The sequence below is a fragment of the Bradyrhizobium arachidis genome, from assembly GCF_024758505.1.
In the GTDB taxonomy this organism is placed as follows: domain Bacteria; phylum Pseudomonadota; class Alphaproteobacteria; order Rhizobiales; family Xanthobacteraceae; genus Bradyrhizobium; species Bradyrhizobium manausense_C.
The window spans coordinates 4,313,146-4,330,246 of sequence record NZ_CP077970.1; the positions used below are offsets into that span (position 1 = coordinate 4,313,146).

The 17,101-nt window shown below is 64.8% G+C and carries 22 protein-coding genes; 13 read left to right on the forward strand and 9 right to left on the reverse strand.

The genetic code is table 11. From position 1 onward, the window contains the following. Positions 1-86 precede the first annotated feature (86 nt). Complete coding sequence (locus KUF59_RS19740) at positions 87-1,508, reverse strand: MFS transporter (RefSeq protein WP_212462558.1); 1,422 nt, start codon at positions 1,506-1,508, stop codon at positions 87-89. A 131-nt stretch (positions 1,509-1,639) separates the two neighbouring features. Further along, positions 1,640-2,551 carry a DMT family transporter gene (locus KUF59_RS19745; protein WP_258769872.1) on the reverse strand — a complete coding sequence of 304 codons (912 nt, stop codon included), beginning with the start codon at positions 2,549-2,551 and terminating at the stop codon, positions 1,640-1,642. 183 nt (positions 2,552-2,734) lie between these two features. Here KUF59_RS19745 and KUF59_RS19750 point away from each other — a divergent pair, with 183 nt between their 5' ends. Further along, complete coding sequence (locus tag KUF59_RS19750) at positions 2,735-3,622, forward strand: helix-turn-helix transcriptional regulator (protein ID WP_212462560.1); 888 nt, start codon at positions 2,735-2,737, stop codon at positions 3,620-3,622. 18 nt (positions 3,623-3,640) lie between these two features. On the opposite strand, the gene KUF59_RS19755 is transcribed toward KUF59_RS19750, so the two are convergent. Next, positions 3,641-3,802, reverse strand: a complete 162-nt coding sequence (locus KUF59_RS19755; RefSeq protein ID WP_212462561.1) for a hypothetical protein — start codon at positions 3,800-3,802, stop codon at positions 3,641-3,643. Between the two features lie 204 nt (positions 3,803-4,006). On the opposite strand from KUF59_RS19755, the gene KUF59_RS19760 reads away from it, so the two are divergent. The 5 genes from KUF59_RS19760 to KUF59_RS19780 are packed head-to-tail and all read left to right on the forward strand — an operon-like array spanning position 4,007 to position 5,902. Next, positions 4,007-4,330 carry an ArsR/SmtB family transcription factor gene (locus KUF59_RS19760; RefSeq protein WP_212462562.1) on the forward strand — a complete coding sequence of 108 codons (324 nt, stop codon included), beginning with the start codon at positions 4,007-4,009 and terminating at the stop codon, positions 4,328-4,330. Then, the gene (locus tag KUF59_RS19765) at positions 4,327-4,758 is read left to right on the forward strand and encodes an SRPBCC family protein (RefSeq protein ID WP_212462563.1); all 432 of its coding nucleotides are present in this window, start codon (positions 4,327-4,329) and stop codon (positions 4,756-4,758) included. Before KUF59_RS19760 ends, KUF59_RS19765 begins: the two co-directional genes overlap by 4 nt. A gap of 43 nt (positions 4,759-4,801) precedes the next feature. Beyond that, a complete protein-coding gene (locus KUF59_RS19770; RefSeq protein ID WP_212462564.1) occupies positions 4,802-5,002 on the forward strand; it encodes a hypothetical protein in 201 nt (66 codons plus the stop codon). 4 nt (positions 5,003-5,006) lie between these two features. Then, positions 5,007-5,447: a DUF1801 domain-containing protein gene (locus KUF59_RS19775; RefSeq protein WP_212462565.1), complete on the forward strand. Its 441-nt coding sequence runs from the start codon at positions 5,007-5,009 to the stop codon at positions 5,445-5,447. Between the two features lie 11 nt (positions 5,448-5,458). Further along, positions 5,459-5,902 carry a DUF1801 domain-containing protein gene (locus KUF59_RS19780; protein WP_212462566.1) on the forward strand — a complete coding sequence of 148 codons (444 nt, stop codon included), beginning with the start codon at positions 5,459-5,461 and terminating at the stop codon, positions 5,900-5,902. Here the strand turns inward: KUF59_RS19780 and KUF59_RS19785 are convergent. Then, positions 5,899-6,855 carry an AraC-like ligand-binding domain-containing protein gene (locus KUF59_RS19785; RefSeq protein ID WP_212462567.1) on the reverse strand — a complete coding sequence of 319 codons (957 nt, stop codon included), beginning with the start codon at positions 6,853-6,855 and terminating at the stop codon, positions 5,899-5,901. The genes KUF59_RS19780 and KUF59_RS19785 overlap by 4 nt on opposite strands. Positions 6,856-7,043: 188 nt before the next feature. On the opposite strand from KUF59_RS19785, the gene KUF59_RS19790 reads away from it, so the two are divergent. Next, entirely contained in the window at positions 7,044-8,060 is a 1,017-nt protein-coding gene (locus KUF59_RS19790; protein WP_212462568.1) for a carbon-nitrogen hydrolase family protein, read from the forward strand. Positions 8,061-8,073: 13 nt separating this feature from the next. Then, positions 8,074-9,114: a phenylacetaldoxime dehydratase family protein gene (locus tag KUF59_RS19795; protein WP_212462569.1), complete on the forward strand. Its 1,041-nt coding sequence runs from the start codon at positions 8,074-8,076 to the stop codon at positions 9,112-9,114. A gap of 59 nt (positions 9,115-9,173) precedes the next feature. On the opposite strand, the gene KUF59_RS19800 is transcribed toward KUF59_RS19795, so the two are convergent. Further along, on the reverse strand, positions 9,174-9,821 hold the full coding sequence (locus tag KUF59_RS19800) for an HAD family hydrolase (RefSeq protein ID WP_212462570.1): 648 nt from the start codon (positions 9,819-9,821) through the stop codon (positions 9,174-9,176). A gap of 74 nt (positions 9,822-9,895) precedes the next feature. Here KUF59_RS19800 and KUF59_RS19805 point away from each other — a divergent pair, with 74 nt between their 5' ends. From KUF59_RS19805 to tsaA, 4 genes are all read left to right on the forward strand, one after another. Continuing rightward, positions 9,896-10,879, forward strand: a complete 984-nt coding sequence (locus KUF59_RS19805; RefSeq protein WP_212462571.1) for a lytic transglycosylase domain-containing protein — start codon at positions 9,896-9,898, stop codon at positions 10,877-10,879. A gap of 196 nt (positions 10,880-11,075) precedes the next feature. Then, on the forward strand, positions 11,076-11,816 hold the full coding sequence (locus tag KUF59_RS19810; protein WP_212462572.1) for an AzlC family ABC transporter permease: 741 nt from the start codon (positions 11,076-11,078) through the stop codon (positions 11,814-11,816). Continuing rightward, positions 11,813-12,157, forward strand: coding sequence for an AzlD domain-containing protein (locus KUF59_RS19815; RefSeq protein ID WP_212462573.1), 345 nt, complete (start codon positions 11,813-11,815; stop codon positions 12,155-12,157). The genes KUF59_RS19810 and KUF59_RS19815 overlap by 4 nt, the downstream gene beginning before the upstream one ends. A 30-nt stretch (positions 12,158-12,187) precedes the next feature. Further along, complete coding sequence (tsaA, locus tag KUF59_RS19820; protein ID WP_212462574.1) at positions 12,188-12,679, forward strand: tRNA (N6-threonylcarbamoyladenosine(37)-N6)-methyltransferase TrmO; 492 nt, start codon at positions 12,188-12,190, stop codon at positions 12,677-12,679. Between the two features lie 119 nt (positions 12,680-12,798). On the opposite strand, the gene KUF59_RS19825 is transcribed toward tsaA, so the two are convergent. The 4 genes from KUF59_RS19825 to KUF59_RS19840 form a co-directional block, all read right to left on the reverse strand. Next, positions 12,799-13,224 carry an HIT family protein gene (locus tag KUF59_RS19825; protein WP_212462575.1) on the reverse strand — a complete coding sequence of 142 codons (426 nt, stop codon included), beginning with the start codon at positions 13,222-13,224 and terminating at the stop codon, positions 12,799-12,801. 49 nt (positions 13,225-13,273) lie between these two features. Beyond that, on the reverse strand, positions 13,274-14,506 hold the full coding sequence (locus KUF59_RS19830; RefSeq protein WP_258769874.1) for a GNAT family N-acetyltransferase: 1,233 nt from the start codon (positions 14,504-14,506) through the stop codon (positions 13,274-13,276). A 270-nt stretch (positions 14,507-14,776) separates the two neighbouring features. Then, positions 14,777-15,523, reverse strand: a complete 747-nt coding sequence (locus KUF59_RS19835; protein WP_212462577.1) for a glycerophosphodiester phosphodiesterase — start codon at positions 15,521-15,523, stop codon at positions 14,777-14,779. Between the two features lie 15 nt (positions 15,524-15,538). Further along, the gene (locus KUF59_RS19840) at positions 15,539-16,006 is read right to left on the reverse strand and encodes a RidA family protein (RefSeq protein WP_212462578.1); all 468 of its coding nucleotides are present in this window, start codon (positions 16,004-16,006) and stop codon (positions 15,539-15,541) included. A 246-nt stretch (positions 16,007-16,252) separates the two neighbouring features. Between KUF59_RS19840 and KUF59_RS19845 the strand changes: the two genes are divergently transcribed. After that, the gene (locus KUF59_RS19845) at positions 16,253-17,101 is read left to right on the forward strand and encodes a cell envelope integrity EipB family protein (protein ID WP_212462579.1); all 849 of its coding nucleotides are present in this window, start codon (positions 16,253-16,255) and stop codon (positions 17,099-17,101) included.

Consider the following 17,101-nt stretch of genomic DNA (forward strand, 5'->3'; position numbering starts at 1 on the left):
CCGAGATGCAATCAAGCGCAACCGGAGCGCGAAGGCAAGGGGCCACTGCGTCGAATAGTTAAGCCACGCCAAGGTTGTGCGCTGCTTTACTCGCCCTTCATGCGCTGGCCGTCATGGATGCGCACATGTTCGGCGCCGCGCGCGCCGGCGGGGGAGAGCCTCAGCATGCTCAGCAGGGCTCCGCACAGCGCGAAACCGACGGCGGCCAGCAGCGCGATCCTGGTACCCTCGATGGCGTAGCGCCCGAGCAGCAGCGCGACCAGCGCCGCGCCCGTCGTTTGTCCCAGCAACCGCGCCGTACCTAACATTCCGCTGGCCCCGCCGGAGCGTTCGCGCGGGGCGGCCGCGATCATGGTGCGGTTGTTCGGGGTCTGGAACAGTCCGAAGCCGAGACCGGCAAGCGCCATCCGCCAGATCACGTCGGCATGTGCAGGGCTGGCCGGCAGCAATGCGAGCGAGGCGAGCCCGCCCGCGAAGAGCAGAAGGCCGATGCCGCCCAAGAGCCCGGCCGGATAGTGCTCGACCAGCCGTCCGGCCAGCGGCGCCGCAAAGGCCACCGCGATCGGCCAGGGCGTGATCAACAGTCCCATCTCGACGGCCGAATAGCCAAAACGGTGTTGCAGGTAGAAGGGGATCGCGACGAAGGCCAGCATCTGCGCGCAGAACGAGGCGATCGAGGTTGCGATCGACAGGCCGAAGATCGGAATGCGCAACAGATCGATCGGCAACAGCGGCACCGCGACGTGGGTCTCGCGATAGATCAGGAGCGCGCCGGCGGCCATCGCGACGCCGAACTCGATCAGGCAGATGAGCAGCGGCTCGCCATGGCCGACACTGTCGATCGCAAAGATGCCGACGCCGAAGGTGACGGCGCTGAGGCCTGCGCTTTGCCAGTCGAAGGGATGCGATGCGAGACGCGTGTGCGGCAGGCAATTCCACCCCAAGGCCAGGGCAGCTATCCCGAGCGGGATGTTGATCGCGAACAGAAAGGGCCAGTTCGCGACCGAAAGGATGGCCGAGGCCAGCGTCGGGCCGATCGCGGCCGACACCGCGACGACCAGCGCGTTGCGGCCGATCCCGCGTCCGAGCAAGGCGTGCGGATAGGTGAACCGGACCAGCGCGGTGTTCACGCTCATGATGCCGGCCGCGCCAAAACCCTGGACGATGCGCGCCAGCGTCAGCTCAAGCAGCGTATGCGACAGCGCGCAAAACGCCGAGGCGAGGGTGAAGAGTAGCAGCCCTGCGAGGTAGACGCGGCGATAGCCCACGATCTCGCCCATCGAGGCCAGCGGCAACAGCGAGATGGTGATGGCAAGCTGGTAGCCGTTGACGATCCAGATCGAGAAGGCGGGGCTGGCGTTCAGATCGGCCGCAATGGTCGGCAGCGCCACATTGGCTATGGCGCCGTCGACGACCGACATGGTGATGCCGAGCGCGATGGTGAGGATGGCCCATTGCCGCTGCGGCAGCGGCAGGCCGTCGGCATGCTCGATTACATCTGTCGACATCGTGAACGGCGCTCGGAAGCGCGATCGAATCGCGATCGCAGATTTCACATGTTACTGCGCAACTTGGAGCCGTCGCGATGGTTCCGGGGCTTTATCGCTCACCTGGTGACCGCCGCGAGCAGCCCGGGGCATCAGGCCTGTGTGGAGGCTCTTTCCCAAGTCGCGGCGCGGCTCGGCGGCAGGCGCAGGAAGAGGACGATGTTGCCGAGGCCAACAAGCGCCAATCCGGTGATCGACCAGAGCGACCAGTGATAGGCCTCGAAGGAGCTGGAGACGGCGAGCGCGACCGCAGGGTAGAGCACCGTCACATAAGCGGCGCGATCGGCGCCTAACCGCGCCAGCAGCGAGAGATAGGCGAGAAAGGCCGCAATCGTGCCGACAACCGCGAGATAGAGGAGGCTAAGGAGATAGCCTGGCGAGGGGGCGATCACGAAAGCTGCGCCTCGTGCCAGGCAGAAGAGCGCGAGAAAGACCGTGCCCCAACTCATGGCCCGGGCGACGGCGTTGGGAAGATCCGTCCCGTCCGCCGTGGCACGCAGAGAGGCGAAATTTCCAAGCGAGAAGACGAGCGCGGCGGCGAGCTGCAACGCGACTCCGAGCGCCGTGCCGGCATCGACCGCAACGCCCGCGAACGCCTCGCCGAAAAGGAGCATGATGCCGATCATGCCCAGCAAGGCGGCGCCGAGAACTTGCCGGCTCGGCCGTTGGCGTCGGAAAAGCCATTGGTTGAGCGGATTGAATATCGTCACCGTCGTGACGATGACGGAGGCGACGCCGCTCGCAATGTGGCCGATCGCGGCATAGGTGAGGATGTAGTTGAGGCAGAACAGGCAGACGCCCATGGCCGCAAACCAGCCATGCTGCCGCGGGTCGACGCGCTGGAGTCGCCCCGTTGCCGCGAGGCCGGCCCAGATCAAGGCCGTTGCGAGAACGAAGCGCCAAAGGATCGAGACCTCGGGGGCGACGACCCCGAGCTGCAGCTTGATCGCGAACCAGGTGAAGCCCCATGCAAGGACGACGGTGATGAAGAGCAGAGCGGTCATGAACAACACTTGTCCGTTGGACCGCGCGATCCCTAGTCCAGGCCCAACAAGCTTGTCTGTCGCAACGCTGCCTGTTCTTGTCAGGATCTTGCTCTAAAGCACGGCGTCCACGGCGCCCGACATTGTGGCGCGACGGCTCTTTTGCTCTAATCGGCCGCGTCTTCAACCGCCGTGCGACGAGCGATGTCCGGTCTCCAGGGATTCACCATCTTCGACTGCCTGAATGGCGCCCATGTGCCATTGCGGAGCGCTGTGGCACTCGGCGGTGGTCTCGCGGTGGCCCTATGGGAGCGGAACGAGACCGCCTTCACGCGCTACGCCGCGCCCAACCACCACACGCTCAGCCTCTATCTTAGTGGCGGCGAAGCGATCTGCCGTCGTCGCGACGGGGAACGCATCGGCAGCGCCGGCGCCGGCAGTCTCTGCACCATGCCGCGCGGCGTCACCAGCGATTGGGATGTCAGCGGTCCTGTCGCCATGTTCCACCTCTATGTCGCGCGCGCGGCCTTCGAGCGTGCCGCCGTGGAGGCGCTTCACGTCGATCCTGCCGCCATCGACCTGCGCGATGAGACGTATTTCCGCGATGCCCACATCGAGACGCTGATCCGCGAGGCAATGCTGCCTCTTGTCTGGGATGAGCCGGCAGAGCGGGTAGCGCTTGGCCACGCTGCGCAGACGCTGCTCGCCTATGTGGTCGCGCGCCACACCACGCGTGGTCCGGCAGCACTGCGGACACGCGGCGGTATCCCGCCGGCGCGACTGCGACGCATCACCGACTTTGTCGAAACCCATCTCGACAGGCCGCTCGGGATCGAGGATCTCGCCGGCGTGGCCGAGCTCAGCCCGTATTATTTCGCACGGATGTTCAAGCGTGCGACGGGTGAAACCCCGCATGGCTTCGTCTTGCGCCGCCGCATCGAACGCGCGAAGCGGCTGATGGCGACGGCCGAAATTCCGCTTGCCGAGGTCGCGCTCGCCTGCGGGTTCAGCAGCCAGAGTCACTTCACGCAGCGCTTTCGCGCCTTGAGTGGCATGACGCCGCGCCAATACACGCGCTCGCTGCGCGGTTGAGAGCGCAGGCGCTATTTCTCACCAGCGCGCGGTCGCCTTGCCGAAGACGTAGAGCGCGATCAGCCCCACTGTCACTGCGGTCGAGTAGATCAGGACGTTGCGATCCCAATCGATCCGCTTGCGCCCGGCCTTGCTGAAGGTGAGGGCCGTGAACAGGGCCTTCATGGCAAATCGGCGCATTGGCATCCTCGAAAGCCGGAGGATGCCATCGTTGGGCCAAACGGGCTTGATGCACGTCAACGGCGTGGAAAGCGCCGCGACCGCGGCGTAATGCATTGCCGGCGGGATATGGGTCTGACCTGACGGGTCCGGGAAATTTTGGGTTGACCGATCCATTCCTCTTCAGTTATACCAAATCCATAACCTAATGGTTATGGATTTGGGATGCCGAATGCTCACGACTTGATTTTCAGGACGCTGGCCGATCCAACGCGGCGGGCGATCTTCGAACGTCTCTGCCGCGACGGCGAGCAGACGGTCGGAGCGCTGACGGCGCGCGCCGGGATCTCGCAGCCGGCCGTCTCGAAACATCTCGGGGTCTTGAAACAGGCGGGCCTCGTGCGCGACCGCCATGAGGGCCGCCAGACCCATTACAGCGCACAACTCGGGGCGCTCGGGCCGCTGATCGACTGGACCCGCCAGATGGCCGGGTTCTGGGAGCGCCGGTTCGACGATCTCGAAGATCTGCTGAAGAGGATGGACCAATGAACAATACCGCGACCGAAACGCGCTCCGTCGTCGTCGAGCGTGAGATCCCGCATCCGCCGGAAAAGCTCTGGCGCGCGCTGACGCAGCCGCATCTGATCGAGGAGTGGCTGATGAAGAACGATTTCAAGCCGCAAGTCGGCCACCGCTTCAACCTGCGCGGCGAGTGGGGCGGTGTGCTGGATTGCGAGGTGCTGACCATCGAGCCGCAGAAGACGCTGTCCTACACCTGGAATTTTGCGCACGAGGATGCCGCCTTCGATCTGCGCAGCGTCGTCACATTCACGCTGACACCGACGGGCAGGGGAACGCATCTGCGCATGGAGCAGGTCGGATTCCGTCCGGATCAGAAGCAGGCTTTTGGCGGCGCGCACGCTGGCTGGAAGCAGTTCTTCGACAAGCTCGACCAGGTATTGGCGCAGGCAGAATGACACCGGTCGCATCGTTGATGGTTTCGTCTCAAGGGAGGGGTTCTTGAACAAGTGGATACGTCAGATTCACCGCTGGCTGTCGATTGCCTTCACATTGGCCGTCATCGGCAATGTCATCGCCATGGTCAGGCAGGAGCAGGCCGTCTGGGTCGGCCTGCTCGCGCTGTTCCCGCTGATCCTGCTGCTGCTGAGCGGCCTCTACCTCTTTGCGCTGCCCTATGCTGTCAGATGGCGGAACAGCTGAAGATATGGCCGGCAACACACCGAAAAAGTCCGCGAGGGCTGCGAAACCGGCTCTCCTCGCAGGCGGCAACCCCCAGATCGCGAAAGCCGAAGGCGATGCCCCGGTGCAGGCCTATATCGCAGCCATGCCCGGCTGGAAGCGCGAAATTGGTCGCCGGCTCGACGCAGTCATCGTGCGCACCGTCCCCGGCGTGCGCAAGGCCGTGAAATGGAATTCGCCCTTCTATGGCATCGCTGACGAGGGCTGGTTCCTCAGCTTTCATTGCTTCACGAAGTACGTCAAAGTGGCTTTCTTCCGCGGCACGTCGCTGCGTCCTGTTCCGCCCGGCGAGTCCAGGAGCAAGGACACGCGCTATCTCGACATCCATGAGGATGACCAGCTCGACGAAGCTCAGCTCGTTGCCTGGGTGACGCAAGCCAGCCGATTGCCCGGCGAACGAATGTGAGTGCAACGAAAATGAAAAAAGCGATGGCAAGCGTGAAGAAGAGCCCTGCGAAGGACGCAAAGGGGGGAGCCTCTCCTTCCGAGCATATCGATGCGCGGATCAAGGAGCTCGGCGACTGGCGCGGCGAGACGCTGGCGCGCATCCGCGGGATCATCAAGCAGGCCGATCCTGATGTCGTCGAGGAGTGGAAGTGGCGCGGCGTCCCGGTGTGGGAGCATGACGGCATCATCTGCACCGGCGAGACCTACAAGGCCGTGGTGAAGATGACCTTTGCCAAGGGTGCTTCGCTGGATGACCCGGCTGGCCTTTTCAACTCCAGCCTCGAAGGCAACACGCGGCGTGCCATCGACATCCACGAGAGCGACAAGATCAACGAAAAGGCGCTGAAGGCACTCATCAAGGGCGCCGTGGCGCTGAATACCGCGAAGCGATCGGCCAAGAAAAAGAAGAGCTAATGCGGCAACTGACTCTGCCGGAAATCGCGCGGCGATAGGCCAAAATGCTCGCGGAAGACACGGCCGAAATGCGAGAGGTCGTTAAAACCCCAGGCAAAGGCGATCTCGCCGACATGCCGGTGCGCGAGCACGGGTGAGGCGAGGTCGCGCTTGCATTGGGCGAGGCGCTCGGCGAGCACGTAGCGTTGAAACGACATGTGCTCGTCGGCGAGAAGATCGTTGACATAGCGCGGCGAGATGCCGAGCGCGGCCGCGGTGTCCGACAGCGAGAGCTCCGGATTGGAAAGGCGCGCGCGGATATGCGCCTTCAGCCGATAGAGCAGGGCGGAGCGATGGGTCGATGACGGCAGCGACGTCTTGCCGAGACGTTCGCTCAGCGCCATCGCAATGAGGTCGACCGCCTGCTCGGACAGCGCGACGGCGTGGCTCGCCTCGATCTGATCAGCGCTCTGGCACACACGGTAGACGAAATCATAGGCGAGCCTCTGCAGCGGCGAGTCCGGGCCGAACGTGATCGCGGTCATGGCTTCGGTGCCGCCGAGCCGTCGCTGCAGCATGTCGCGCGGCACCTTGAAGATGGTCTGGGTGAAGGCGTCGTCGAACTTCAGCTCGTACGGGCGCGTGGTGTCGTAGAGCGCGAATTCGCCGGGATGGATCACGGTCTCGCGGCCGTCCTGCACGACGCCGCCGATGCCGCGATTGCCGAGCGCGACGAGCACATAGTCCTGATCGGAGCGCGCGATCCGCGACGGCGTGCGGTAGACATGCTGGCGGTCGGAGCAGACATCCGAACACACCGCGCGGCCGAGCGAAGCCTGAGTCACCGTGCCATGAAAGGCGCTGCCGAGGTCGGACTTGCAGTCGAGCCCGACGAACACGTCGCAGACGATGTCCTGCCAGAGCGACAGGCGGCGGTAGCCGGGGCTGCCGTCTGTGGTGAACTGGACTGACATGCGTGAGCCTCCCTGTCACATCCCGTGCATTGTGCTGGCACTCAACCTGCCGGGCAGCGAGGCAATTTCCGTACCGCCTCGCCGATCGCTCCCAGTCGACTTTTTGTTCCGCAGCGGTCGAGCGCCGATCGCCGCTGTCTGGCCCAATAGACTGCATCGGACGTGGTCAGAATTCAATGGAGGCGGGAATGGGCATCGAACATCCGAAATACAAGGTCGCGGTGGTGCAGGCGGCACCCGCCTGGCTCGATCTCGACGCGTCGGTCGACAAGTCGATCGCACTGATCGAGGAGGCCGCCCAAAAGGGCGCCAGGCTGATCGCATTCCCCGAGGCGTTCATCCCCGGCTATCCCTGGCACATCTGGATGGATTCGCCGGCCTGGGCGATCGGCCGCGGTTTTGTGCAGCGCTACTTTGACAACTCGCTCTCTTACGACAGCCCGCAGGCCGAAAAACTGCGTGCTGCGGTTCGCAAGGCAAAACTCACCGCCGTGATCGGATTGTCGGAGCGGGACGGCGGCAGTCTTTATCTGGCGCAATGGCTGATCGGGCCCGATGGCGAGACCATCGCAAAGCGCCGCAAGCTGCGGCCGACCCACGCCGAGCGCACCGTCTATGGCGAAGGCGACGGCAGCGACCTCGCGGTCCACAACCGCCAGGACATTGGCCGGCTCGGCGCACTCTGCTGCTGGGAGCATCTGCAGCCATTGTCAAAGTACGCGATGTACGCGCAGAACGAGCAGGTGCATGTCGCGGCCTGGCCGAGCTTTTCGCTCTACGATCCCTTTGCGGTGGCGCTGGGCGCCGAGGTGAACAACGCAGCCTCGCGCGTCTATGCGGTGGAGGGCTCCTGCTTCGTGCTGGCGCCATGCGCGACGGTCTCGCAGGCCATGATCGACGAACTCTGCGATCGGCCGGACAAGCACGCGCTGTTGCATGTCGGTGGCGGCTTTGCCGCGATCTACGGTCCCGACGGCAGCCAGATCGGCGAAAAACTGGCGCCCGACCAGGAAGGCTTGTTGATCGCGGAGATCGATCTCGGCGCCATCGGCGTGGCCAAGAACGCGGCGGATCCGGCCGGGCACTACTCGCGGCCCGACGTGACGCGGCTCCTGCTCAACAAGAAGCCGTACAAGCGCGTCGAGCAGTTTTCGCCGCCGACTGAGGCGGTCGAGCCGACGGACATTGCAGCGGCGGCAAGCTGAGGAGGGACTCGTCATGGAATCCGCCATCCCTCCGCATCTGGAGACAAAGCGCTCGCGCCACAAGCGCGTGCCGGATGACTACCAGCCGCCATATCCGTCCTTTGTCGCGCGCTACAAGCCCGCCGTCAGCCGCGTGGTGATGGCCTATTTCGGCGTGCAGTATCGCGGCGCAACGCCGGCTGCGGCCACCGACGCGCTGGCGCGGATCGCAAAGCGTTTTGCGGCGGCCGACGGTCCCGCGCATTGGGACCGCGCCCATTACGTGGACCATGCAGGCTTCGCGAACGTCGTCTCCGTCGCCTATTGGGACGACGTCGCGCGCTTCGATGCTTGGTTCGCTCCGGCCCGCGATGACTGGACCGGCAAGGCGGACGAGGGCATCGGCACCTTTATCGAGGTGCTGCGTCCCTCGGTCGAGCGCCACGAGACACTGTTCTCCTCGCTCGGCCGGCCCGAAGGCGTCGCCGTCATCGCCGACGGCATGAGCGGCGATGTGCAGGAGCACGCCTATTGGGGCGGCATGCGCGACCGCATTCCGCTGTCGCAGACGAGCGAGATGGCACCTGGCGGCAAGGCAGAGCTGGTGCGCGACGGGGCTCGGCTACGGGTGAAAGCGAATGACAATCTCTGCCTGATCCGTTCGGGCCAGGACTGGAGCGATACCGAGGCTTCCGAACGAGAGCTCTATCTCGGGGACGTCGAGCCGGTGCTGCGCGAGGGCATGGATTTCCTGCGCGACGACGGCGTCGCCATCGGCTGCTACGCCAATCGCTATATGCGCGTGCTCGGAGCGGATGGAACGCCGACCGAAAAATCCTACGGCCAGAGCTGGTGGAAGAGCCTTGCCGCGCTTGAGCGCTGGGCGGAGTCGCATCCGACCCATGTAAAGATCTTTGGCGCGGCGATGAAATATCTCTCGACGCTCGGGCCGTCAGCAAAGCTGCGGCTCTATCATGAGGTCACGGTGGCCGCGGCAGATGAGCAGTTTTTCGAATATCTCAACTGCCATCCCAAGACGGGGATGCTGACGGCGGTCGAGACCGTCAGCGCCTAGAGCATGATCCGGAAAAGTGTGCAGCGGCTTTCCGGATAGATCATGCTCAAGTAAAGACCTTACGCCGCGAGCGTGGCGTAGCGGTCGAGCAGTTCAGGATGTGCGGCGCAGATGTGATGCGCGCCGGCATCCCGCAGCTCGTCTTCGCTGCCATAGCCGTAGAGCACGCCGATTGCGGTCATGCCGTTCTTGCGCGCGCCGACGACGTCGTGGCTGCGGTCTCCGATCATGACCGCAGAGCGCGGGTCCACCTTCGCCTCATCGAGCGCGTAAGCCAGGAGGTCGCCCTTGTCGACGCGGGTGCCGTCGAGCTCGGAACCGAACACGCGCTCGAAATAGCGGCGCAGGCCAAAGTGGTCGATGATGCGCTCGGCAAAAACCCTGGGCTTGCTGGTCGCGACGAACATGCGCGGACTCGTCGCCGCCAGCGCCGACAAGGTCCCCTCAATCCCGCCATAAGCCTCGTTCTCGAACAGGCCGACATCGGCGAACCGCTCGCGGTAGAGCAGCAGCGCGCGGTCGGCGAGCTCGTCGGTTCCCGTCAGCTTCTTCAGGCTGGCATGCAGGGGCGGGCCGATGCACCAGGTCAGCTCGTCCTCGGTCGGGACGGCCTGGCCGAGCGTCTTGAGGGCATACTGGATCGAGCGGGTGATCCCGGGCTTTGGATCGGTTAGCGTGCCGTCGAGATCAAAATAGATTGTATGCATCCGGGCCCGCTCGCGTTGATTATCCCGGTCGTTGCTAGTTGCCTTGCTGCCCGGTTTCAAGGCCGATTTACGTGATGTTGCGGACCCAATTGCTGCCATCCCTGACACGGACGCTGCTCGGCTGTGGCCTGGCGACGCTGCTTTGGCATGCGCCAGCGAGGGGCGAGGAGCCGCCGGTCCGTGGCGCGCGGCCGAGCGTCGAGGAGCCGGCGATGCCGCCGGACAAGCCGGCCGATGCGGCGCGCGAGAGCGACACCCGTGAATCGATCTGCCTGATGATCGAGGCCGCAGCGCGGGCCTCGAACCTGCCGCTCGAATTTTTTGCCCGCGTGATCTGGCAGGAAAGCCGTTTCCAGACCGACGCGGTCGGCCCGGTGACGCGCAATGGCCAGCGCGCGCAAGGCATCGCGCAGTTCATGCCGGGCACCGCGAGCGAGCGCGGGCTGCTTGATCCCTTCAACCCGATTCAGGCCCTGCCGAAATCGGCCGAGTTCTTGGACGAGCTGCGCAACCAGTTCGGCAATCTCGGTCTTGCCGCCGCTGCCTACAACGCCGGCCCGCGGCGGGTGCAGGAGTGGCTCGCCGGCACCGGCGCGATGCCGCAGGAGACGCGGAGTTACGTCGTCGCCATCACCGGCTCGACGGTCGAGGACTGGGCCGCGGCAGGAAGGGGCGGCAAGACCCCACCCAGCGCGCCGCCGACGAGCTGCCGCGACCTGATGGCGCTGCTCAGGCGCGCGCCTAATCCCTTCATCGCCGAGCTCGAGCAGCATGTGCAGCTTGCCGCGGCAAAGCTCTGGGGCGTGCAGCTCGCCGCCGGCTTCGACCGAAACAGGGCGCTGGCGATGTACTCCCGCGCCATCAAGCGCCTGAGCGACGTCATCGGCGACCGCGATCCGAGCCTGCTGAGTTCGGTGATGCGCAGCCGCGGCACGCGCGCCTTCTACCAGGTGCGCATTGGCGCCGACACGCGCGGCGAGGCTGACGAGCTGTGTGGCCGCATCCGCAAAGCGGGCGGCGCGTGCTTCGTGCTGAAGAATCGAGGTGTGAGCGGGTAGTTGATGAATGCCGTCATTCCGGGGCGGCTCGAAGAGCCGAACCCGGAATCTCGAGATTCCGGGTTCGATGCTTCGCATCGCCCCGGAATGACGGCATGTGCTGCGCCGCGCATGCCAGCCCCGCCTTGCACTTCCTTGACGTGACGCACCGTCTCGCCCGTTATGCCGCCACGACTTCTCCCATTCCCGGCTGCCCGTGGCGCTTCCTCCGCTCGATTCATCGCAATGGCATAGCTCGTGGCGCGCCTTCCTGTGGGGCCTGCGCTCGATCACGCAGACGATCCTCACCATCGTGCTCTTCGTGACCTATCTCGGCATCGGGGCGCTGGCGCATGACACCGGCTTCAGCCTCGCCTGGGCGTTGGCCTCAACCCTGTTCGTCTGGGCGGGACCGGCGCAGATCATCCTGATCACCACGCTCGGGTCCGGTGCGACCATCATCCAGTCCGCGATCGCCGTGACCGTGAGCGCCATACGCCTGTTCCCGATGGTAGTCTCGGTGCTGCCCCTGATGCGCACGCCTGAGACCAAGCGGCGGCAGCTTTTCTTCGTGGCGCATCTGACCGCCGTGACGCTGTGGGTCGAATGTCACCGCTTCCTGCCGCTGGTGCCGCGCGAGCGGCGCATCGCCTTCGTCCACGGGCTCGGCTTTGGCCTGGTCTCGGTCTGCCTCTGCGCCAACACGGTCGGCTATTTCCTCGCGGCCAATCTCACGCAGACGCTCGGCGCGGCGATCCTGATGCTGACGCCGCTGTCGTTCCTGTTCTCGACCGCGCGCAACAGCCGCGAGCTCGCCGACATCGTCGCGCTCGTACTCGGGCTCGTGCTCTATCCGCTGGCCGCGAAGATGAATTCAGGCCTCGACATCCTCGTCAGCGGCGTCGTGGCCGGCACCATTGCTTACGGCGTGCACTGGTTCCGGGAGGCGCGCGCATGAGCAGCTTCATCGGCGACTGGCATGCGCTGGCCGTGCTTTTTGTCGCCGGCGTTATTCCCAACCAGATATGGCGCATGCTAGGTCTCTGGTTTGGCGGCGGTCTGGACGAGGGCTCGGAAGTCCTGGTCTGGGTGAGGGCGGTGGCGACCGCGATCCTTGCCGGCGTCATCGCCCAGATCGTGGTGCAGCCGCCCGGTGCGCTGGCAAGCGTGCCTGACGCGTTGCGCTACGGCGCGGTCGTTGCCGGCTTCATCGTGTTCACTCTGACGCGCCGCTCGATTTTTGCCGGCGTCGTCACCGGCGAACTCGTGATGCTGGCCGGCAGGGCGTGGCTGGGCTAGAGTCCGACCGAATAATAGGGAATTGTGAGAATGGTTCGCGAAAACGAACTCCGCGAGGGCGAGCTTGCGATCGAGTTGCCGAAGGCCGAGGACGCCGGCCTCGTCTTCATCGGCCGCATCCGCACGCCCTGGACCTCGCGGCTGGAGACGCCGCGGCAGGGGCGCCATGACGGCCCCGTCTGCCGGCTCGAAATCTTCGAGCCCTTCGTGCCCGCGATCAAGGGTGTGGACTTCTACTCGAACCTCGAAGTGCTGTACTGGCTCGACAGGTCGCGCCGCGACATCCTGCTGCAAAGCCCGAAGAACAACGAGAAAACACGCGGCACGTTCTCGCTGCGCTCGCCGGTGCGGCCCAACCCGATCGGCACGTCCATCGTCAAGCTGGTCGGGATCGAGGGCAACACAATTTTGGTGCGCGGCCTCGACTGCCTCGACAACACGCCGCTGATCGACATCAAGCCCGATCGCTGCGAGTTTACGCCGCTGGCCGCACCGCAGCCGGGGGATTTTGAGACGGAGTAGGTCTCTCCGCCGTCATTCCGGGGCGCGCCTCTTGGCGCGAGCCCGGAATCCATCTCTCGTCGGTTTCTGCGGCCCAATGGATTCCGGGCTCGCGACTTCGTCGCGCCCCGGAATGACGATCAGCCCTTCAACGCCGCGATCAGCTTCGCCGCATTCTCTTCCAGCACCTTGTTGTCTTCCTTGCGGCTCGCAGGCGGCAGCATCGCCACGCCGTCATGACGCGGCATCACGTGCATGTGTAGGTGGAACACGACTTGTCCGCCGGCGGACTCGTTGAACTGCTGCACCGTGATGCCGTCGGCCTCGAACGCCTTCATCGCGGCCGCGGCAACCTTGTGCGCGCCGCGCGCGACGTGGGCGTAGTCGTCAGGCTTGATGTCGAGGATGTTGCGGGCAGGGGCTTTCGGAATGACCAGCGTGTGGCCTGATACCCGCGGCATGATGTCGAGGAAGGCGAACACATGCTCGTCCTCATAGACCTTGTGGCAGGGCAGCTCGCCGCGCAGGATTTTTGCGAAGATGTTGTTGGTGTCGTAGGCGGACATGGCGCTGCTCCCGGAGAATATCGTTTGTGTCACCAGCCGGCGGATGGCGTCAAGGCGCCTCTTCGAGGCCTTTGCGGAACGGCCCCATCTCGGCAAGCTCGCGACCGGCTTCCGCGACATAGGCGCGCTCGCGCTTGAGGTAATCGTCGATCGCGCGGCGCAGGCCGGGGTCGGCGATGAAGTGCGCGGAATGCGTCGTCTGCGGCAGGTAGCCGCGTGCGATCTTGTGCTCGCCTTGCGCGCCGGCTTCGACGTTCTTCAATCCGCGTTTGATCGCGAACTCGATCGCCTGATAGTAGCAGACCTCGAAGTGCAGAAACGGGTGGTGCTCGACCGCGCCCCAGTTGCGGCCGAACAGCGTATCCGCGCCGATGAAGTTGATCGCACCGGCAATCCAGCGGTTGTTGCGCCTGGCCATCACCAAAAGCACGTCGCGACTCATGCTCTCGCCGATCAGCGAGAAGAACTTTCGCGTCAGATACGGCCGGCCCCATTTGCGCGAGCCGGTCTCCATGTAGAACGCGAAAAACGCGTCCCAGGCGTCCTCGGTGATGTCGCTGCCGGTGAGCCAGTGGATGGTGATCCCTGCTGCGAGCGCCTCGCGCCGCTCGCGCTTGATCGATTTGCGGTGGCGCGAGTTGAGCGTCGCCAGAAAATCGTCGAACGTCGCAAAGCCGTGATTGTGCCAGTGGAACTGCTGATCAGTCCGCTGCAGAAAACCGTGGCTCGCGAGCAGCTTCCATTCGGCTTCGCGCGCAAAGGCGACGTGCACGGAGGACGCCTTGCTGACGCCGCAGAGCGCGATCAGCCCGCTCGCAAGCGCCTCCGCGATGCGCGCGCGATCGACGCCGTCGCGGATCAGGAGGCGTGGGCCGGTTGCGGGCGTGAAGGGAACCGAGACCTGGAGCTTCGGATAGTAGCGTCCGCCGGCGCGCTCATAGGCGTCGGCCCAGCCGCGGTCGAAGACGTATTCACCCTGCGAATGCGATTTCAAATAGCAGGGCACGACACCGGCGACCTTGCCATCGACCTTGGCGATGAGGTGCCGCGGCCCCCAGCCGGTGCGCGCCGTCGCCGAACCTGAATTCTCAGCGGCCGAGAGAAAGGCATGGGAAACGAAGGGGTTATAGGCGGGTGTTGAAAGCCCGGTGCAATCACCCGACAGCGCGGATGAGGGGCCGAGATCGGCTACTCCAGACGGATTGGCGCAAGCATTCCAGTCCTCAGCGGACACTTCGCCAATGGATGGAACGGCCTCGAGCGTGATTTCGGAAGATGCCATCGCGTATCTTGAACAACCCCTGCGTCAAAGATCGTGCATTGCGGTAGCGACTTCAAGGGGTGTGGGGAACTCGGCTGGTGCTGCGGACTCGTCTTCGCGATACGGGCGTGATCCCTTCACGAGTCGTCCTAGCGAAAGCCAGGACCCATAACCACAGGCCAGAGTTTGGCGAAGACTGGCAGTCGCTATGCCTTCATCGGGACTGGCACCGCGCGCCATCGAGAGATCACGCGGTATGGGTCCTGGCTTTCGCCAGGACGACGTCGGAGCCTACGGCACAAACCCCTCAAAGATCATCTGGTCCGCATACTTCGCCGCCGCCGCACGCTGCTCCGCCGTGCGCACCGTCCAGGTCAGGAGCGGGCAGCCGAATACGTTGCGCGCGATCCAGGGAGCGGGAGCAGGCAGATGGTTGACCGAGAAGGCCACGAAATGCGGCTGGGTCTGCAAACCATGGCGCAGATACAGCATCGAATCGCGCTGCTCCTGCGTGAGTTTTGTCCAGTGGCCATCGTCATAGGTTCGCTGCGCGACGATGCCGCGCGGCCGTGACGGGATGAGCTCGCGAAGCGCCAGCACCTGGTCGGGATCGAAGGACATGCCGACCGCCGGTCCATCATAGGAGGCGAGCACCTCGGCCATCCGAGCTACCAGCTTGCGGTCGCCCTTGAAATGGCTCTTCACCTCGATCACCAGCGGCGCGCGGCCGGCGACCATGGCGCAGAGGTCGGTCAGCGACATCATCCGCTCGGGCGTGTCCTTGAAGGTGACGGCCCTCAACTCGGCCGCGGTCTTTTTGAGCAGGAGACCGCTGCCGTCGGCGAGGCGTCCCAGCGCATCGTCGTGATGCACCATGGCCTCGCCGTCGGCGGTAAGCTGGATGTCGACCTCGATCGCGAAATTGCCCGCGATCGCAGCCTGCACCGCGCCCGGCATGTTCTCGACCACGCCGCGTGAGATGTCGTGCAGGCCGCGATGAGCGACCGGCCGCTGGGTCAGCCAATCCGGAGCGCGCAACGCTCGTCCTCCGCGTCAGGCGACCTCGAACACGCCTTCGACCTCGACGGCGGCATCCGCCGGAAGCGAGGCGACGCCGACCGTGGTGCGGGCGTGGCGGCCCTTGTCGCCGAAGGCGGCAACCATCAGGTCCGAGGCGCCGTTCAGCACTTTTGGCCCGTCGACGAAGTCGGGCGCGGAATTGATGAAGCCGCCGAGCCGGACCACGCGCACGACCTTGTCGAGGTCGCCGAGCGCCGCCTTGACCTGGGCGAGCAGATTGACGGCGCAGCCGCGAGCCGCAGCCGCACCCTGTTCGATGGTCACGCCGGCGCCGAGCTTGCCCTTGGCGATCAGCTTGCCCTGCGGATCGAAGCAGACCTGGCCGGAGACGAAGATGAGGTTGCCGGTCCGCACGAATGGAACGTAGTTGGCGACCGGGGCGGGGGCCTCATGCAGGACGATGCCTTGTTCCGCGAGCTTCTGTTCGACCGTTCCTGCCATGTTGCGCCCTCGATGCCTGCTGTGATGACCCGGACTCAGGTTTGCAGCCGGGTGCGCCTGTTTCGCCGATTGGCCGGCCGCATGCAAGGCGACCGCCGGCTTGCCCAGCGCCGTTCAGGGTTGCATTTTTCTGAGGCAGAACAGGAGGTTCAACGAAAAAGCGCAACTTTCCGTGAAGCCGCCGCAGTTGCGACGCAATGGAACGGCCATTAATGTGGCGAATCTTCGCATCCCCAGGGAACAGACATGGTGCACCTTTTCCGGACGTCGCTCGGTGTGATGGCGTTTGCGGCGGCCGCGCTTGCGGCGGGCGGCGAAGCCGCGGCGGCGAACGGTCCGTTCCTTCCGCACCAGGCGCTGTATGAGCTGAGCCTCGTCAAGTCGCGCAGCAACTCCGTCAACAGCGCGCGCGGCCGCATCCTCTACAATTTCACCGGCAATAGTTGCGAGGGCTACACGTCCGAATTCCGCCAGGTCTCCGAGCTCGACAGCGGCGAGGGCAAGATCACGCTCAGCGATCTCCGCTCCAACTCCTGGGAAGACGCGGGGGGCAAGAGCTACCGCTTCAAGATCGAGACGCGGATGAACGACACCGATAGCGGCCAGGTCGACGGATCGGCTGAGCGCAGCGGCGACCACATCAACGTCAAGCTGAAGCTGCCGGTGCCGAAGACCTTTACGCTCGATGGCACCACCGTGTTCCCGACCGAGCAGATCCAGCGCATCATCGCCGCCGCCAAGGAAGGCAAGTCGCTGCTGGAGCTCAGCGTCTATGACGGCTCCGACAATGGCGAAAAAGTCTACAACACGCTCACCGTGATCGGTCAGGCGATCCCGGCCGAGCGCACGGCTGCCGCGCCTGATCCTTCGACCCGCGACGACCACATGAAGTCGCTGATGCGCTGGCCGGTCACGGTCAGCTATTTCGACCGCGAGGCGCAGCAGAAAGAGGGCGAGCAAACGCCGGTCTACGCCATGGCGTTCGAGCTCTACGAGAACGGCGTCTCCCGCGCGTTGGTGCTGGATTACAACGACTTCGTGATTTCAGGCGCGATGGGCAAGTTCGACGTCAAGGACGCCAAGCCCTGCAATTGA

What these genes read in the sequence shown, in the direction of transcription:
- KUF59_RS19785 (WP_212462567.1), bottom strand. Translation starts at nt 6,855, where the DNA reads ATGTCAGTCCAGTTCACCACAGACGGCAGCCCCGGCTACCGCCGCCTG.
- KUF59_RS19755 (WP_212462561.1), bottom strand. Translation starts at nt 3,802, where the DNA reads ATGCGCCGATTTGCCATGAAGGCCCTGTTCACGGCCCTCACCTTCAGC.
- KUF59_RS19750 (WP_212462560.1), top strand. Translation starts at nt 2,735, where the DNA reads ATGTCCGGTCTCCAGGGATTCACCATCTTCGACTGCCTGAATGGCGCC.
- tsaA (WP_212462574.1), top strand. Translation starts at nt 12,188, where the DNA reads ATGGTTCGCGAAAACGAACTCCGCGAGGGCGAGCTTGCGATCGAGTTG.
- KUF59_RS19800 (WP_212462570.1), bottom strand. Translation starts at nt 9,821, where the DNA reads ATGCATACAATCTATTTTGATCTCGACGGCACGCTAACCGATCCAAAG.
- KUF59_RS19795 (WP_212462569.1), top strand. Translation starts at nt 8,074, where the DNA reads ATGGAATCCGCCATCCCTCCGCATCTGGAGACAAAGCGCTCGCGCCAC.
- KUF59_RS19845 (WP_212462579.1), top strand. Translation starts at nt 16,253, where the DNA reads ATGGTGCACCTTTTCCGGACGTCGCTCGGTGTGATGGCGTTTGCGGCG.
- KUF59_RS19825 (WP_212462575.1), bottom strand. Translation starts at nt 13,224, where the DNA reads ATGTCCGCCTACGACACCAACAACATCTTCGCAAAAATCCTGCGCGGC.
- KUF59_RS19840 (WP_212462578.1), bottom strand. Translation starts at nt 16,006, where the DNA reads ATGGCAGGAACGGTCGAACAGAAGCTCGCGGAACAAGGCATCGTCCTG.
- KUF59_RS19775 (WP_212462565.1), top strand. Translation starts at nt 5,007, where the DNA reads ATGGCCGGCAACACACCGAAAAAGTCCGCGAGGGCTGCGAAACCGGCT.
- KUF59_RS19815 (WP_212462573.1), top strand. Translation starts at nt 11,813, where the DNA reads ATGAGCAGCTTCATCGGCGACTGGCATGCGCTGGCCGTGCTTTTTGTC.
- KUF59_RS19745 (WP_258769872.1), bottom strand. Translation starts at nt 2,551, where the DNA reads ATGACCGCTCTGCTCTTCATCACCGTCGTCCTTGCATGGGGCTTCACC.
- KUF59_RS19790 (WP_212462568.1), top strand. Translation starts at nt 7,044, where the DNA reads ATGGGCATCGAACATCCGAAATACAAGGTCGCGGTGGTGCAGGCGGCA.
- KUF59_RS19765 (WP_212462563.1), top strand. Translation starts at nt 4,327, where the DNA reads ATGAACAATACCGCGACCGAAACGCGCTCCGTCGTCGTCGAGCGTGAG.
- KUF59_RS19740 (WP_212462558.1), bottom strand. Translation starts at nt 1,508, where the DNA reads ATGTCGACAGATGTAATCGAGCATGCCGACGGCCTGCCGCTGCCGCAG.
- KUF59_RS19830 (WP_258769874.1), bottom strand. Translation starts at nt 14,506, where the DNA reads ATGGCATCTTCCGAAATCACGCTCGAGGCCGTTCCATCCATTGGCGAA.
- KUF59_RS19805 (WP_212462571.1), top strand. Translation starts at nt 9,896, where the DNA reads ATGTTGCGGACCCAATTGCTGCCATCCCTGACACGGACGCTGCTCGGC.
- KUF59_RS19780 (WP_212462566.1), top strand. Translation starts at nt 5,459, where the DNA reads ATGAAAAAAGCGATGGCAAGCGTGAAGAAGAGCCCTGCGAAGGACGCA.
- KUF59_RS19760 (WP_212462562.1), top strand. Translation starts at nt 4,007, where the DNA reads ATGCCGAATGCTCACGACTTGATTTTCAGGACGCTGGCCGATCCAACG.